Genomic DNA, 15,223 nt, shown 5'->3' on the forward strand with positions numbered 1-15,223 from the left:
GTCGACGTCGAGCCCGAGAGCAGGCCCCCGCCCCGCGACGACCATGCCTTCCTCGGCCAGCCGAAAGGCCTCCTCACCCTCTCCGGTCTGGAGGTCCGGGAACGCTTCTCGTTCCTCGGCATGCAGGCCATCCTCGTCCTGTACTGCGCCGACACGGTGGCCCACGCCGGTATGGGCATGTCGGCCGGAACCGCGGCCTCCGTCTCCGCCGCGTACGGCATCCTCGTCTGTCTGGTCCCGGTCGCCGGCGGCTGGCTCGCCGACCGCATCCTCGGCTCGTACCGAGCGGCGCCGTGGGGCGGCATCCCGATCGCCTGTGGCCATTACGCCATGGCGGTGCCGACCACCGGCATGACCTGGGTGGGCCTCGGCCTGATCGGCGCCGGCACGGGGCTCCTCGAGCCCAACGTCGCCACCATGGTCGGCAAGCTCTACCGCACCGACGACGACCGCCGTGACGCCGCCTTCGCGCTCTACTACATGGCGATCAACATCGGCGCCTTCGCAGTCCCGCTCGTCACCGGCTGGCTCGGCGGCCACAAGGGCTGGCACCGGGCCTTCTCGGCCGCCGCGATCGGCATGACGCTCGCCCTGATCAAGTACGTCGTCGGCCCCCGTCACCTGTCCGGACGGAAGCACGCCGCCGAATTCGCGCCGGCCCCGGAGGCCATGCGCCGGACGATCCGCCTGATCGTCACCGGCCTGGTCGTCACCGCGCTGTTCGCCGTCCTGTTCGCCGTCCTGTTCGCCGTCCTGTTCGCCGTCCTGTTCGCCGCCACCGGCCGGCTCACCATGGACCGGTTCATCGACCTGCTCACGCTCGTCTCCGTACTCGCCCCGGCCGTCGACCTCGCGGTGATGTTCTCCGGCCCGCGCGTGACCCCCGACGAACGCGTTCGTCTCCGTCCGTACAGCGTCCTGTTCCTCGCCTCGACGGTTTTCAACTTCGTCCTCTTCCAGGCCTACTCGACGATGATCCTGCTGGCCTCGACGAACACCGAGACGACGATCCTCGGCTTCGGCTTCCCCGCCGGCTGGTACGCCTCCGCCCTCGGCGCCTTCGAGGCCGCACTCGCCCCCGTCGTGGCCGCGCTGCGGGTCCGCATGGGGCGCCGCCGGCCGCACGCGTCCGACAAGATCGCGATCGGGGTCGTCCTCGGTGGCCTGTCCTTCCTGCTGATGGTGCTGCCGGCCTCCGGGCACTCCTCCGACGACTACCTCATGTCCGTCTGGTGGATCGTGCGTTCGCACCTGCTGCTGGGCCTCGGCGACGTCCTCCTGGAGACCTCCGGCATGTCGGCCACGACCAAGCTCGCCCCGGCCGCGTTCGCCGGCCAGGCCAGGTCCCTCTGGTTCCTGTCCCTCGCCCTGGCCAACGGCATCCAGGCCCAGACGGTGAAGCTCTACGACGACGTCTCCAAGCCCGCCCTCTTCGGCGTCAACGGCGCGATCGCGGTGGCCGCGGGGCTCGCCGTGATGGCCGCGGCACGCCGGCTTCGCCGCACGATGCACCCGGCGCACCGACCTGACGGGGATACCGCTCATGCACATCCGTACGCCCTTCCCCTACGAGACGACTCACCACGACCTCCGCATCCCGCTCCCGGACGGGACCCTGCTGTACGCGCGCGTATGGCGCCCCCTGACGGACGAGCCCGTACCGGCACTCCTCGAGTACCTGCCGTACCGCCTGACCGACTGGACCGCTGGACCGCACCCCGCGACCACCAGCGCCACCCCTGGTACGCCGACCACGGCTACGCCTCCGTGCGCGTCGACGTCCGCGGGCGCGGCAACAGCGAGGGCATGCCGACGGACGAGTACGCGGCGACGGAGCTCGCCGACGGGGTCGAGGCGGTCAACTGGCTGACGGCCCAGCCCTGGTGCAACGGCCGGGTCGGCATGTTCGGCATCTCCTGGCGCGGCTTCAACTCCTCCAGATCGCGGCCCTCGCACCCGAACCGCTCAAGGCGACCGTCACGGCCTGCTCCGCGGACGATCGCTATGACAACGACGTGCACTACATAGGAGGTTCCGTCCTCGCCGTCGACATGCACGCCTGGGCTTCGACGATGCTCGCGTTCGCCGCCCGCCCGCCGGACCCGCAGTATGCCGGGGACGGCTGGCGGGAGATGTGGCTCAAGCGGCTGGAGGCCGTCGAACCGTTCCTGCACACGTGGCTCGGCCACCGGACGCGCGACGACTACTGGCGCCACGGCAGCGTCTGCGAGGACTACGGCGCGATCGACGCCGCCGTCCTGGCGGTGGGCGGCCGGCACGACCCGTACCGCGACACCGTCCTGCGTCTCGTCGAGCACCTGCCGGCGGACCGGGCGCGCGGCCTGATGGGCCCCTGGTCGCACCAGTACCCCGACTGCGGCTGCCGCCGGGCCCCGCGATCGGCTTGGCTGAAGGACGAGGACAGCGGCGTCATGTCCGGGCCCCTGCTGCGCTCGTACGCCAGTGACTCGCACCGCCCGGCCACGGTGTTGGAACTTCCGGTACGCGCGCGTACGTTGGACGAATCGGCGGACGGGGCAGCGGTCACCTTCGAGGAACCGGAGCAGGCGAAACCGCTCGGCGTGAACTCCCTCATCACGCCGGACGAGCCCCGCCCCGAGCGCCTTGTCATGCGGGACGTGGCCAAGGGCGAGTGGCGCCTGGAGGTCGACCCCCGGTACGGCGGCACGCGCGTCTGCCCGGACGGCCTGGAGTTCACCGAGGACGCGCTGGAGACGTACACGATCAACGAGTGGGGCCCCTGTCGGCCCGCACCCGCTCGGACCGGTCGATCCGCCTGCACCGCCCGGAGCCGGGGTGGGACGCAAGCGTGCGGACGCTCGGAGATCAGCTACGACCGGCATGACTTCATCGCCTCCAACGAGGTGATCTGCCTGGAGGGCGAAGAGGTACTTTTCCACCGGACATGGGAGAAACGGACTCCACGGACAGCCGGTTAAAGGTGAGTTGGATTCATTGCCCGATTTGCCGCTCTTGTGGACGCCAGTGAATTGGGTCACTTACACCCATTCATGGAACCAACTCGGCGCACCCGCGTCTCCCCTTGCTTCCAAAGCAAGTTGAGGCTTGGCAACCGCAAAGGATCAAGCACCCCATTCGCACCAGACCATGGTCAAACAGCACGACAGTGACCACGGCACTTGTTCCGGGCATGTGCTCTCGCATACGTTCCCGCTCAGTCGGGCGGACGCCTAATCCTGCCGCCGCCCGAGTCACCCACCCACGCAACTCACTCACGCACGGCAGGAGCGGGGGACCCAGGTAAGTCGCCGGACCGGACGCCTTGATGGCGCACCGAACCGGCTCGGGGTGAAGTCGCGCCGCCGCACGGCGGCGCGGCCGGGCATCTCCCGCCCGAACCCGACAGCTCACCTCGCAGGCGCCGGAGAGGAACAGCGCCATGCCCCGAGGTAAGCACCGCCGCCCCCGCACCAACCCGCTCACCCGGCACGTCATCGCAGCCGGCACCGGTACCGCCGCCCTCGCCATCCCGCTCCTGAGCGCGACCACCGCGAGCGCCGCACAGCCGGCCCAGTCCCCCACCGTCGCGCAGGCCGCTCCCCAGGCCGCCGTGAAGGCCAAGACCGTCGCGTACACCACGAAGAAGGGCGACACGCTCTACGGCATCGCCGACCGGTACGACGCGCAGGGCGGCTGGAAGCAGCTCTACAAGGACAACCGCAAGGCGATCGGCGACGACCCCCGCCTGATCCACCCCGGCCTCGACCTGGAGGTCCGGGCGACGAAGAAGGCGAGCTCGCCGGGCAAGTCGGCCGACAAGGCGTCCGCGCCCGCCAAGAAGTCCAACGTCGCCAAGGCCACCCAGTCGTCCGTGAAGACGTACCCGAACAACCTCGACGGCTGGATTCGCAACGCGCTGGACATCATGGCGCAAAACGGAATTCCGGGTTCGTACGAGGGCATTCAGCGCAACATCATGCGCGAGTCGTCCGGCAACCCCCAGGCCATCAACAACTGGGACTCCAACGCCGCCGCGGGCACCCCCTCCAAGGGCCTCCTGCAGGTCATCGACCCGACCTTCGCGTCGTACCACGTGCCGGGCACGGTGTACGACCCCTTCGACCCGGTCGCGAACATCACGGCCGCGTGCAACTACGCGGCCGCGCGTTACGGCTCGATCGACAACGTGAACGGCCCCTACTAGGCCCGGGCACGGGGGCCTGGCCGCCGACGACGTGCCCTACTGGGCGAAGTCGGCCAGGCTCCCCGCGAACAGCCTCTCGAGGACGACGGCGATGCCGTCGTCCTCGTTCGAGAGGGTGATCTCGTCGGCGACCGCCTTGAGTTCGGGATGCGCGTTGGCCATCGCCACCCCGCGGGCGGCCCAGTCGAACATGGGGATGTCGTTGGGCATGTCCCCGAAGGCGATCGTCTCGCGCGCGCCGAGGCCGAGATGCTCGGCGGCGAGCGCGAGACCGGTCGCCTTCGTGATGCCGCATGGCTGGAGTTCGACGGTCCCGGGCCCCGACATGGTGACCGTCGCGAGGGAGCCGACCACCGACCTCGCCGTCGTCGCCAACTCGTCGTCGGACAGGGTGGGATGGCGCAGCAGCACCTTGCTGATCGGCTCGCACCACAGGTCGTCGCGGTGCCGGACGCGTACGGCGGGCAGGGTGGGGTGCGGCATCAGATACCCGGGCTCGATGAGCGTGAGCCCGTCCACGCCGTCCTGGTCGACAGCCGCGTACACCTGCCCCACCTCGGCCTCGATCTTGCCGAGCGCGGTCTCCGCCAACTCCCGGTCCAGGGTGATGGACCACAGCAGACAGTCCGCTCCGGCGTCGTACAACTGCGCGCCCTGTCCGCACACCGCGAGCCCCCGGCTGCCCAGGACATCGAGGAGCGGGCGCACTCTGGGCGCCGGCCGCCCCGTCACGACGAGGTGCTGCGCACCGGCCGCCGCCGCCTGCGCGAGCGCTTCGAGGGAACGGTCGGAGAGCGTGTCGTCGCCTCGGAGCAGCGTCCCGTCCAGGTCAGTGGCGATGAGTGAATATGCGATGGGTCGGGCCATGATCAGAGAATACGGACAGGAAGCCCCATCGACTCGACTCGAACCGGACGGCTGCTGTGTTCACATGCGTTGACACCTGTTCCGGTTCCAGTTCTGATTCCGGGCTGGCAACTTCCTTTTGCTTGTGGCGATTTCACCCCCACGGGGCGACGACAGGGCTCCTGGACGGCACCGACGCCCGTCTTGACGATGTGGCCCACCACGGCCACCTGCTGATTCACCGGCCCCCGCGACGCGAGATCCGTACTGCCCAAGACCCTCGCCTCACCCGTAACGTGTGGCCCGACCACATGGCACGGAGCGTATGAGAGTGAGGCAGCACCCCATGCCCCCCTTCGATCTCCCCGAGGGCGACCCCTTCGGCACGCACAACCTTCCGTACGGCGTCTTCTCCCTTCCCGGCTCGGACTCCGCGCGACGGGTCGGCGTCCGGCTCGGCGACCACGTCCTCGACGCGGGCAAGGCGGCCTACGCGCTCGGCTCGCCGTACGCCCCCCTGCTCGCCCAGGACTCACTGAACCCGCTGCTCGCCGCGGGCCACCGCACGTGGTCGGACGTACGGCGCGCCCTGACGGCGTGGGTGACGGTGCCGGCGCACCAGGAGGCCATCGCGGACCTCCTCCACCCGCTGTCCGCGGTCACCCTGCACCTCCCCTTCGAGGTCGCGGACTACGTCGACTTCTACGCCTCCGAGAACCACGCCCGGAACGTCGGCCAGATCTTCCGCCCCGACGCCGAGGACTCCCTCACCCCCAACTGGAAGCACCTGCCGATCGGTTACCACGGCCGCTCCGGCACGGTGGTGGTCTCCGGAACGGACGTCGTACGACCGTCCGGCCAGCGCAAGGCCCCCACTGATTCGGAGCCGGTCTTCGGCCCCTCGGTCCGCCTCGACATCGAGGCCGAGGTCGGCTTCGTGGTCGGCACGCCCTCGGAGATGGGCAAGCCGGTGGCGCTGGGCGACTTCCGTGAGCACGTCTTCGGCCTGTGCCTGCTCAACGACTGGTCGGCACGTGATGTCCAGGCCTGGGAGTACGTCCCCCTCGGCCCGTTCCTCGGCAAGTCCTTCGCCACGTCGGTGTCGGCGTGGATCACCCCGCTGGACGCGCTCGAGGAGGCGCGGGTGGCACCGCCGGAGCGGACACACCCTCTGCTGCCGTACCTGGACGACTCCGGCCCCGAAGCCGAGCCCGGCGGCTACGACCTGCGTATCTCCGTGGCCATCAACGGCCACGTCGTCTCCGAGCCCCCCTTCTCCACCATGTACTGGACGGCCGCCCAGCAGCTGGCCCACATGACCGTGAACGGCGCCTCCCTGCGCACCGGCGACCTGTACGGCTCGGGCACGGTGAGCGGCCCGACGGAACGTGAGCGCGGCTCACTGCTGGAGCTGACCTGGAACGGCCGGGACCCTCTCGAACTCCCGGACGGCAAGCGGGCGTTCCTGGAGGACGGCGATGTGGTGACCCTGTCCGCCTGGGCCCCGGGCCCTGGTGGGGTGCGGGTCGGTCTGGGAGAGGTGGCGGGGCGGGTCGTGGCGTCGTGAGGGGGCGGGGCGGGGCGCAGTGACGCCGGGCGGCCCCGTGCCGGGCATTGGGCGAGTCTTTCCCCCTGACTCCTGCGATGGTCACCGGCATACTGACTGGCGGTGGGAAGCGAGCCGCAACCGGTGTTCGTAACCCACCGCCCCGTACTACCGCCCCCGCACCTTCCCTGACCAGGATCCGGAGCCCTTGGCATGACCGTCTGCCTGCTCCTGTTGAGCATCGTCGCTCTGACGGCCGCCGTACCCGTCCCCCAGGCGCTGACCCGGGCCTCCTGGCCCGAACGGGAACCCGTGGTCGCGCTCTGGGCGTGGCAGTGCCTGGTCGCCACGGTCCTGCTGTGCTGCCTGACGGCCCTGGCCCTGGGCACCGCCGCCGTCTTCGGCACGGTACGCGCCCAGCTCTTCGCTCCGGCGCCGCCGTCGGTGACCGAGGCGTACGACCTTTCGGCCGCGCCCACCTGGGCGGTGGCTCTCACCCTGCTGCTGGCCGGCGGTGCCGCCTGGACGACCGCGATGCTGGCGCGCGAGCTCGTCGAGGCCCGTCGGCGGCGCGGCCAGGCCAGGGCCCACCTGCTCGAACGCGCCCCCGACCTGCCAGCCGGCCTCGGCGCGGCGCGGGGCCCGCTGCTGGTGCTGGAGGACGAGTACCCCGACGCCTGGTGGATGCCCGGCAGCCCGCCCCAGCTGATCATCACCACGGGCGCCCTGCACCGACTGACCGACCACCAACTGGACGCCGTCCTCACCCACGAGCGTGGCCACGCCCGGGCCCACCACGACTGGTTGCTGCACCTCTCGACCGCGCTTGCCACCGGATTCCCCCACATCCCGTTGTTCGCCCACTTCTGCGACCAGACGCACCGCCTGGTCGAACTGGCCGCCGACGACACGGCCTCCCGCCGCTGCGGTCACCTGACGACGGCGCTCGCCCTGATCGAGCTCAACCAGCACCGGGGCGTCCTGTCCTGCGCGTCCACCAACCGCCTCCTGGGCGAACGCGTCAACCGCCTCCTGCAGCCACCCCCACGCCTGGACCGTCGCAACCGGGCCCTCACCACGACGCTGGCGGCGCTGGTGCCCCTGCTCCCGCTTCTGATCACGTTCGCTCCAGGGCTGACGGCGTTGAGCTGACCGTCAGCCAGGCGATTCGCCCCCGGCGAGCGCTCACACTCGCTGGTGGCCCTTCCTAGGCCCAGTCCTCCGGCTCGGGCTCCGGCTCCATTTCGGGCCAGTCGTCCGCCCCGTCATGGGTCCCAGGACCAGGATTCGCCCCGGCCGCCGTCCCGGCCGTCGCCCCCGCACCGGACTCGCGCACCGAGGTCAGCACTTCGAGCACGCCCTCTCCGTACGTGGCCAGCTTCTTCTCACCGACTCCGCCGACGCTCCCGAGCTCACGCACGGACGCGGGCCACACGGTCACGATCTCCCGCAACGTCGCGTCGTGGAAGATCACATACGCCGGGACCCCCTGCTCCCGAGCCTGCTCGGCACGCCAGGCCCGCAGCGCCTCGAAGGCCGGCACCAGCGCCTCCGGCAGCTCGGCCACCGCGGCCTTCGCCTTGCGCTCTCCGCGCCCGGACCCGGCGGTACCCGACGCCGACCGCGAAGTCGCCGGCTTCTTGGGCTCCTTGCGCAGCGGCACCTCCCGCTCCCGCCGCAGCACCGTCCCGCTCGCCTCGGTCAGCACGAGCGTGCCGTACTCGCCCTCTACCGCGAGCAGCCCCTGTGCCAGCAACTGGCGGATGACGCCCCGCCATTCGCCCTCGCCCAGCTCCTCGCCGATACCGAAAACGGACAGCTGGTCGTGATCGAACTGGATCACCTTGCCGGTGCGCCGCCCCAGCAGAATGTCGACGATCTGCAGCGCCCCGAACTTCTGCCCCCGCTCACGCTGCAGCCGTACCACTGTCGACAGCACCTTCTGCGCCGCGATGGTGCCGTCCCAGGTCTCCGGCGGCGTCAGGCAGGTATCGCAGTTGCCGCAGCCCGTCGGATCGGGGTCCTGGCCGAAGTAGGCGAGCAGCTGACCACGTCGGCACTGCGCGGTCTCGCAGAGCGCCAGCATCGCGTCCAGGTGCGCGGCCGCCCGGCGCCGGAACGCCTCGTCGCCCTCGCCAGACTGGATCAGCTTGCGCTGTTGTATGACGTCATTGAGGCCGTAGGCCATCCAGGCCGTGGAGGGGAGTCCGTCGCGGCCGGCGCGGCCCGTCTCCTGGTAGTAGCCCTCGACCGACTTGGGCAGGTCGAGGTGGGCGACGAACCGGACGTCCGGCTTGTCGATGCCCATCCCGAAGGCGATGGTCGCCACCACGACCAGCCCCTCCTCCCGCAGGAACCGCGACTGGTGCGCCGCACGCGTGCCCGCGTCCAGGCCGGCGTGGTACGGCACCGCCTCGATGCCGTTGCGGCTCAGGAACTCGGCCGTCGCCTCCACGGACTTCCGCGACAGGCAGTACACGATGCCGGCGTCACCCGCGTGTTCCTCGCGCAGGAAGCTCAGCAGCTGCTTCTTCGGGTCCGCCTTCGGCACGATCCGGTACTGGATGTTGGGCCGGTCGAAGCTCGCCACGAAGTGCCGGGCACTCGGCATGTTCAGCCGCTGGGTGATCTCCTGGTGCGTCGCGTGCGTGGCCGTCGCTGTCAGCGCGATGCGCGGGACGTCCGGCCAGCGCTCGCCCAGCAGTGACAGGGCCAGATAGTCCGGGCGGAAGTCATGCCCCCACTGGGACACGCAGTGCGCCTCGTCGATGGCGAACACGGCGATCTTGCCGCGCGACAGCAGGTCCAGGGTCGACTCGACCCGCAGCCGCTCCGGCGCCAGGTAGAGCAGGTCCAGCTCGCCCGCGAGGAACTCCGCCTCCACCACGCGCCGCTCGTCGAAGTCCTGCGTGGAGTTGATGAACCCGGCGCGCACGCCGAGCGCCCGCAGCGCGTCCACCTGGTCCTGCATCAGGGCGATGAGCGGGGAGACGACGATGCCGGTGCCCGGTCTGACCAGGGACGGGATCTGGTAGCACAGCGACTTGCCCCCGCCGGTCGGCATGAGCACGACGGCATCCCCGCCGGCCACCACATGCTCGATGACGGCTTCCTGCTCGCCGCGGAAGGCCTCGTACCCGAAGACCCGCTGCAGCGCGGCAAGCACCTCGCCGTCACCGGCCTGTGCCACCTCGCTCACCCTTGGCATCTCGCTGATCCCGCCCGTCGCACCCATCGCCATGTCCCCCGTACGTCGACCCTCGACCACTGCCTCCACGATAGGGGTCGCCACCGACAGCGCCGGAGTTATCCACAGGCCCACCGTTCACCCGTACGTGAGCGAGCGATAGCTCAGAGCTATTGGCAAGGGTGGACCCACCAGATCGCGGGCCCCACCACATCCGGGCCCCAACCGCATCCCGCGCCCCACCACATCACAGTGGCCCGGCATCCCCCCGAGGGGTGCCGGGCCACCGCCGTGCAGGCGTGCGCCAGGTCAGCGCACGAACACCCCCGCGTTGCCGGCCAGATCCAGGAAGTACTGCGGCGCCACACCCAGTACCAGCGTGACCGCCACGCCCACACCGATCGCCGTGATCGTCAGGGGCGACGGAACGGCCACCGTCGGCCCCTCCGGGTGCGGCTCGCTGAAGAACATCAGGACGATCACGCGGATGTAGAAGAACGCCGCGATCGCGGACGAGATCACACCGACCACGACCAGCGGGCCCGCCCCGCCCTCCGCCGCCGCCTTGAACACGGCGAACTTACCGGCGAAGCCCGAGGTCAGCGGGATACCGGCGAAGGCCAGCAGGAACACCGCGAACACGGCCGCGACCATGGGTGAACGACGGCCCAGACCGGCCCACTTGGACAGGTGCGTCGCCTCACCGCCGGCGTCGCGTACCAGCGTCACCACCGCGAACGCCCCGATCGTCACGAACGAGTACGCCGCCAGGTAGAACAGGACGGACGACACCCCGTCCGGCGTGGTCGCGATGACACCCGCGAGGATGAAGCCCGCGTGCGCGATCGACGAGTACGCCAGCAGCCGCTTGATGTCGGTCTGCGTGATCGCGACGATCGCACCGCCCAGCATGGTGACGATCGCGACGCCCCACATGACCGGCCGCCAGTCCCAGCGCAGGCCGGGCAGCACGACGTAGAGGATGCGGAGCAGCGCACCGAACGCCGCCACCTTCGTCGCCGCCGCCATGAACCCGGTCACGGGCGTCGGTGCGCCCTGGTAGACGTCGGGCGTCCACATGTGGAACGGCACCGCGCCCACCTTGAACAGCAGGCCCATGACGATCATCGCGGCGCCGACGAGCAGCAGCGCGTCGTTGCCCATCGTGTCCGCGAGCGCCGGAGTGACGTCCGGCACCGTACCGTCGACGACCTGCGCGATCGTCGCGTACGACACGGAACCCGCGTATCCGTACAGCAGCGCGATGCCGAACAGCGTGAACGCGGACGCAAAGGCGCCCAGCAGGAAGTACTTGACCGCGGCCTCCTGCGACATGAGCCGCTTGCGGCGGGCCAGCGCGCACATCAGGTACAGCGGGAGCGAGAGGACCTCCAGCGCGATGAACAGCGTCAGCAGGTCGTTCGCCGCGGGGAAGATCAGCATGCCCGCGACCGCGAACATCAGCAGCGGGAACACCTCGGTGGTGGTGAACCCGGCCTTCACCGCGGCCTTCTCGCTGTCGCTGCCCGGCACGGACGCGGCCTGCGCGGCGAAGGAGTCGACCCGGTTGCCGTGTGCCTCCGGGTCGAGTCGCCGCTCGGCGAACGTGAACAGGCCGACCAGGCCCGCCAGCAGGATCGTGCCCTGCAGGAAGAGGGCCGGTCCGTCGACGGCGATAGCGCCCATCGCGGCGATGCCCGCCTTGGTCGTGGCGTAACCGCCGGCCGCGAGCGCCACGACCGCGGCGAAGGCGGCGACGAGCGCCACGACACAGACGAACACCTGCGCGTAGTAACGGGACTTGCGCGGGACGACCGCCTCGATCAGTACCCCGACGATCGCCGCTCCGACGATGATCAAGGTAGGCGACAATTGTCCGTACTCGATCTTCGGCGGGTCGATCTTCGAGATCGGATCGGCCGCGGTTGTCCACAGGCTGTGGACAGCTGATGCGCTCACTTGGCCGCCTCCACCTCGGGCTGGGGGTCCTTCTTCTGTACGTCGGACATGGTCTGCTTGACCGCCGGGTTGACGATGTCCGTGACGGGCTTCGGGTAGACGCCCAGGAAGATCAGCAGTGCGACCAGCGGAGCGACGACCACGAGTTCGCGCACCCTGAGGTCGGGCATCGTGGAGACCTCCGCCTTCACCGGGCCCGTCATCGTCCGCTGGTAGAGGACGAGCGTGTAGAGCGCGGCGAGCACGATGCCGAAGGTGGCGATGATTCCGATCACCGGATAGCGCGTGAACGTGCCGACCAGGACGAGGAATTCACTGACGAAGGGCGCAAGGCCCGGCAGCGACAGGGTTGCAAGACTGCCGATCAGGAAGGTGCCTGCCAGCACCGGCGCCACCTTCTGCACACCGCCGTAGTCGGCGATGAGCCGCGACCCGCGCCGCGAGATCAGGAATCCGGCCACCAGCATCAACGCGGCCGTGGAAATACCGTGGTTGACCATGTACAGCGTCGCGCCGGACTGGCCCTGGCTGGTCATCGCGAAGATGCCCATGATGATGAAGCCGAAGTGGGAGATCGACGCGTAGGCCACCAGCCGCTTGATGTCCCGCTGCCCGACCGCGAGCAGGGCCCCGTAGATGATGCTGATCAGCGCCAGTACGAGGATCGCCGGCGTCGCCCACTTGCTCGCCTCCGGGAACAGCTGGAGGCAGAAGCGGAGCATCGCGAAGGTGCCCACCTTGTCGACCACCGCGGTGATGAGGACGGCGACCGGTGCGGTGGCCTCCCCCATCGCGTTGGGCAGCCAGGTGTGCAGCGGCCACAGCGGCGCCTTCACCGCGAAGGCGAAGAAGAAGCCGAGGAACAGCCAGCGTTCGGTGTTCGTCGCCATGTCGAGCGTGCCGTTGGCGCGGGCCTCGGCGATCTCCTGGAGGCTGAAGTTCCCGGCGACCACGTACAGGCCGATCACCGCGGCCAGCATGATCAGACCGCCGACCAGGTTGTAGAGCAGGAACTTCACTGCGGCGTACGACCGTTGCGTGGACGCCACCTTTTCGCCGTGCTCGTGGGCACGGTCCCCGAAGCCGCCGATGAGGAAGTACATCGGGATGAGCATGGCTTCGAAGAAGATGTAGAAGAGGAAGACGTCGGTGGCCTCGAAGGAGAGGATCACCATCGCCTCGACGGCCAGGATCAGGGCGAAGAAGCCCTGCGTGGGCCGCCAGCGCCTGCTGCCGGTCTCCAGCGGGTCGGCGTCGTGCCAGCCCGCGAGGATGATGAACGGCATCAGTAGCGCCGTCAGCGCGATCAGCGCCACCGCGATGCCGTCCACACCGAGTTCGTAGCGGACCCCGAACTCCGCGATCCAGGCGTGGGACTCAGTGAGCTGGTAGCGGTCGCCGCCCGGGTCGAAGCGAACCAGGACGGTGATCGCGAGGGCGAGTGTGGCGAGCGAGAAGAGCAGCGCCAGCCACTTGGCGGCGGTGCGCCGGGCGGCCGGTACGGCGGCCGTGGCGATCGCCCCGATCGCCGGGAGCGCCGCCGTAGCTGTCAGCAGAGGAAAGGACATCGGTATCAGACCGCCCTCATCAGCAGGGTCGCGGCGATGAGGACCGCCGCACCGCCGAACATCGAGACCGCGTACGACCGCGCGAAGCCGTTCTGGAGCTTGCGCATCCGTCCGGACAGACCGCCGACCGAGGCCGCCGTGCCGTTGACGACGCCGTCGACCAGGGTGTGGTCGACGTACACCAGGGAGCGCGTGAGGTGTTCGCCGCCGCGCACGAGGACGACGTGGTTGAAGTCGTCCTGGAGCAGGTCGCGCCGGGCGGCCCGGGTGAGCAGCGACCCGCGCGGGGCGACGACCGGGACCGGCCGGCGGCCGTACTGGCCATAGGCGATGGCGACGCCGATGACCATGCACGCGACCGTCGCGCCGGTGACGACTCCCGCGCTGATCGGCGGGTGGCCGTGTTCGAACCCGGTGATGGGCTCCAGCCAGTGCACGAAGCGTTCGCCGATGCTGAAGAACCCACCGGCGGCCACCGACCCGACGGCCAGCACGATCATGGGGATCGTCATGACCTTGGGCGACTCGTGCGGGTGCGGCTCGTTGCCCTTCTCGTCGGGCTGCCAGCGCTTCTCGCCGAAGAACGTCATCAGCATCACGCGCGTCATGTAGTACGCCGTGATGGCCGCGCCCAGCAGTGCGCAGCCGCCGAGGATCCAGCCCTCGGTGCCGCCCTTGGCGAACGCCGCCTCGATGATCTTGTCCTTGGAGAAGAAGCCGGAAAGGCCCGGGAAGCCGATGATCGCGAGGTAGCCGAGGCCGAAGGTGACGAAGGTGACCGGCATGTACTTGCGCAGGGCGCCGTACTTGCGCATGTCCACCTCGTCGTTCATGCCGTGCATGACCGAACCGGCGCCGAGGAACAGTCCGGCCTTGAAGAAGCCGTGCGTCACCAGGTGCATGATCGCGAAGACGTAGCCGATGGGGCCGAGGCCCGCGGCGAGGACCATGTAGCCGATCTGCGACATGGTCGAGCCGGCCAGCGCCTTCTTGATGTCGTCCTTCGCGCAACCGACGATCGCACCGAAGAGGAGCGTGACGGCGCCGACGATGGTGACGACCAGTTGTGCATCGGGCGCCGCGTTGAAGATGGCGCCCGAGCGGACGATCAGGTAGACGCCCGCGGTCACCATCGTCGCGGCGTGGATGAGGGCCGAGACCGGGGTCGGGCCCTCCATCGCGTCCCCGAGCCAGGACTGCAGCGGCACCTGGGCGGACTTGCCGCAGGCGGCGAGCAGCAGCATCAGGCCGATGGCGGTGAGCCTGCCCTCGCTGGTGTCGGCGGCGAGCCCCGCCTCCTCGCCGGTGCCGAGCACCGGTCCGAAGGCGAAGGTGCCGAACCAGAGGAACATCAGCATGATCGCGATCGACAGGCCCATGTCGCCGACGCGGTTGACCAGGAACGCCTTCTTCGCGGCCGTGGCGGCGCTGGGCTTGTGCTGCCAGAAGCCGATCAGCAGGTAGGAGGCGAGACCGACGCCCTCCCAGCCGACGTACAGCAGCAGGTAGTTGTCGGCGAGGACGAGCAGCAGCATCGCCGCGAGGAACAGGTTCAGATAGCCGAAGAAGCGGCGGCGCCGCTCGTCGTGCTCCATGTACCCGACCGAGTACAGGTGGATCAGTGAGCCGACGCCGGTGATCAGCAGCACGAACGTGATCGACAGCTGATCGAGGCGGAAGGCTACGTCCGCCTGGAAGCCCTCGACCGGGATCCAGCTGTACAGGTGCTGGGTGACGGTCCGGCTCTCGGCGTCCTTGCCCAGCAGATCGGCGAAGAGGATGACGCCGAAGACGAAGGAGACGAACGACAGGAGCGTGCCGATCCACTGTCCGACGGCGTCGAGACGCCGGCCGCCGCACAACAGGAGGGCCGCTCCGAGCAATGGCGCCGCGATCAGCAGCGCAATCAGGTTCTCCACGATTCTTCCGAC

8 protein-coding genes, 2 pseudogenes and 1 riboswitch are annotated in these 15,223 nt (G+C 69.6%); of the genes and pseudogenes, 5 read left to right on the plus strand and 5 right to left on the minus strand.

The features are described 5' to 3' along the window. Nucleotides 1-87 precede the first annotated feature (87 nt). From ACFY5C_RS29295 to ACFY5C_RS29305, 3 genes and pseudogenes are all read left to right on the plus strand, one after another. Nucleotides 88-1,521: pseudogene (locus tag ACFY5C_RS29295) on the plus strand (peptide MFS transporter); the annotation flags it as partial. A gap of 22 nt (nucleotides 1,522-1,543) precedes the next feature. After that, a pseudogene (locus tag ACFY5C_RS29300) lies at nucleotides 1,544-2,960 on the plus strand (CocE/NonD family hydrolase). Between the two features lie 281 nt (nucleotides 2,961-3,241). After that, nucleotides 3,242-3,416, plus strand: a riboswitch (cyclic di-AMP (ydaO/yuaA leader). A gap of 5 nt (nucleotides 3,417-3,421) precedes the next feature. After that, a complete protein-coding gene (locus ACFY5C_RS29305; RefSeq protein ID WP_389449404.1) occupies nucleotides 3,422-4,186 on the plus strand; it encodes a transglycosylase SLT domain-containing protein in 765 nt (254 codons plus the stop codon). Between the two features lie 36 nt (nucleotides 4,187-4,222). Here the strand turns inward: ACFY5C_RS29305 and ACFY5C_RS29310 are convergent, their stop codons facing one another. Then, complete coding sequence (locus ACFY5C_RS29310) at nucleotides 4,223-5,053, minus strand: HAD family hydrolase (protein WP_389449407.1); 831 nt, start codon at nucleotides 5,051-5,053, stop codon at nucleotides 4,223-4,225. Nucleotides 5,054-5,378: 325 nt separating this feature from the next. Here ACFY5C_RS29310 and fahA point away from each other — a divergent pair, with 325 nt between their 5' ends. Together fahA and ACFY5C_RS29320 are read left to right on the plus strand one after the other, a co-directional pair. Next, nucleotides 5,379-6,599 (plus strand): fumarylacetoacetase, encoded by a 1,221-nt coding sequence (gene fahA / locus ACFY5C_RS29315; RefSeq protein ID WP_389449410.1) that lies wholly within the window; start codon nucleotides 5,379-5,381, stop codon nucleotides 6,597-6,599. Between the two features lie 192 nt (nucleotides 6,600-6,791). After that, nucleotides 6,792-7,730, plus strand: coding sequence for a M56 family metallopeptidase (locus ACFY5C_RS29320; protein WP_389449413.1), 939 nt, complete (start codon nucleotides 6,792-6,794; stop codon nucleotides 7,728-7,730). Between the two features lie 55 nt (nucleotides 7,731-7,785). Here the strand turns inward: ACFY5C_RS29320 and recQ are convergent, their stop codons facing one another. The 4 genes from recQ to nuoL form a co-directional block, all read right to left on the minus strand. Further along, entirely contained in the window at nucleotides 7,786-9,813 is a 2,028-nt protein-coding gene (gene recQ, locus ACFY5C_RS29325; RefSeq protein ID WP_389449753.1) for a DNA helicase RecQ, read from the minus strand. Nucleotides 9,814-10,074: 261 nt separating this feature from the next. Next, the gene (nuoN, locus tag ACFY5C_RS29330) at nucleotides 10,075-11,724 is read right to left on the minus strand and encodes an NADH-quinone oxidoreductase subunit NuoN (RefSeq protein ID WP_389449416.1); all 1,650 of its coding nucleotides are present in this window, start codon (nucleotides 11,722-11,724) and stop codon (nucleotides 10,075-10,077) included. Beyond that, complete coding sequence (locus ACFY5C_RS29335; RefSeq protein WP_389449419.1) at nucleotides 11,721-13,292, minus strand: NADH-quinone oxidoreductase subunit M; 1,572 nt, start codon at nucleotides 13,290-13,292, stop codon at nucleotides 11,721-11,723. The genes nuoN and ACFY5C_RS29335 overlap by 4 nt, the downstream gene beginning before the upstream one ends. Before the next feature lie 5 nt (nucleotides 13,293-13,297). Then, nucleotides 13,298-15,211 (minus strand): NADH-quinone oxidoreductase subunit L, encoded by a 1,914-nt coding sequence (nuoL, locus tag ACFY5C_RS29340; RefSeq protein ID WP_389449422.1) that lies wholly within the window; start codon nucleotides 15,209-15,211, stop codon nucleotides 13,298-13,300. Nucleotides 15,212-15,223: the final 12 nt, after the last annotated feature.

It is taken from the genome of Streptomyces sp. NPDC012935, from assembly GCF_042900345.1.
Taxonomy (GTDB): Bacteria; Actinomycetota; Actinomycetes; order Streptomycetales; family Streptomycetaceae; genus Streptomyces.

Bases quoted from the DNA above. Each gene is read 5' to 3' on its own strand.
- ACFY5C_RS29305 (WP_389449404.1), top strand. From the start codon at position 3,422: ATGCCCCGAGGTAAGCACCGCCGCCCCCGCACCAACCCGCTCACCCGG.
- ACFY5C_RS29320 (WP_389449413.1), top strand. From the start codon at position 6,792: ATGACCGTCTGCCTGCTCCTGTTGAGCATCGTCGCTCTGACGGCCGCC.
- fahA (WP_389449410.1), top strand. From the start codon at position 5,379: ATGCCCCCCTTCGATCTCCCCGAGGGCGACCCCTTCGGCACGCACAAC.
- recQ (WP_389449753.1), bottom strand. From the start codon at position 9,813: ATGGGTGCGACGGGCGGGATCAGCGAGATGCCAAGGGTGAGCGAGGTG.
- ACFY5C_RS29310 (WP_389449407.1), bottom strand. From the start codon at position 5,053: ATGGCCCGACCCATCGCATATTCACTCATCGCCACTGACCTGGACGGG.
- ACFY5C_RS29335 (WP_389449419.1), bottom strand. From the start codon at position 13,292: ATGTCCTTTCCTCTGCTGACAGCTACGGCGGCGCTCCCGGCGATCGGG.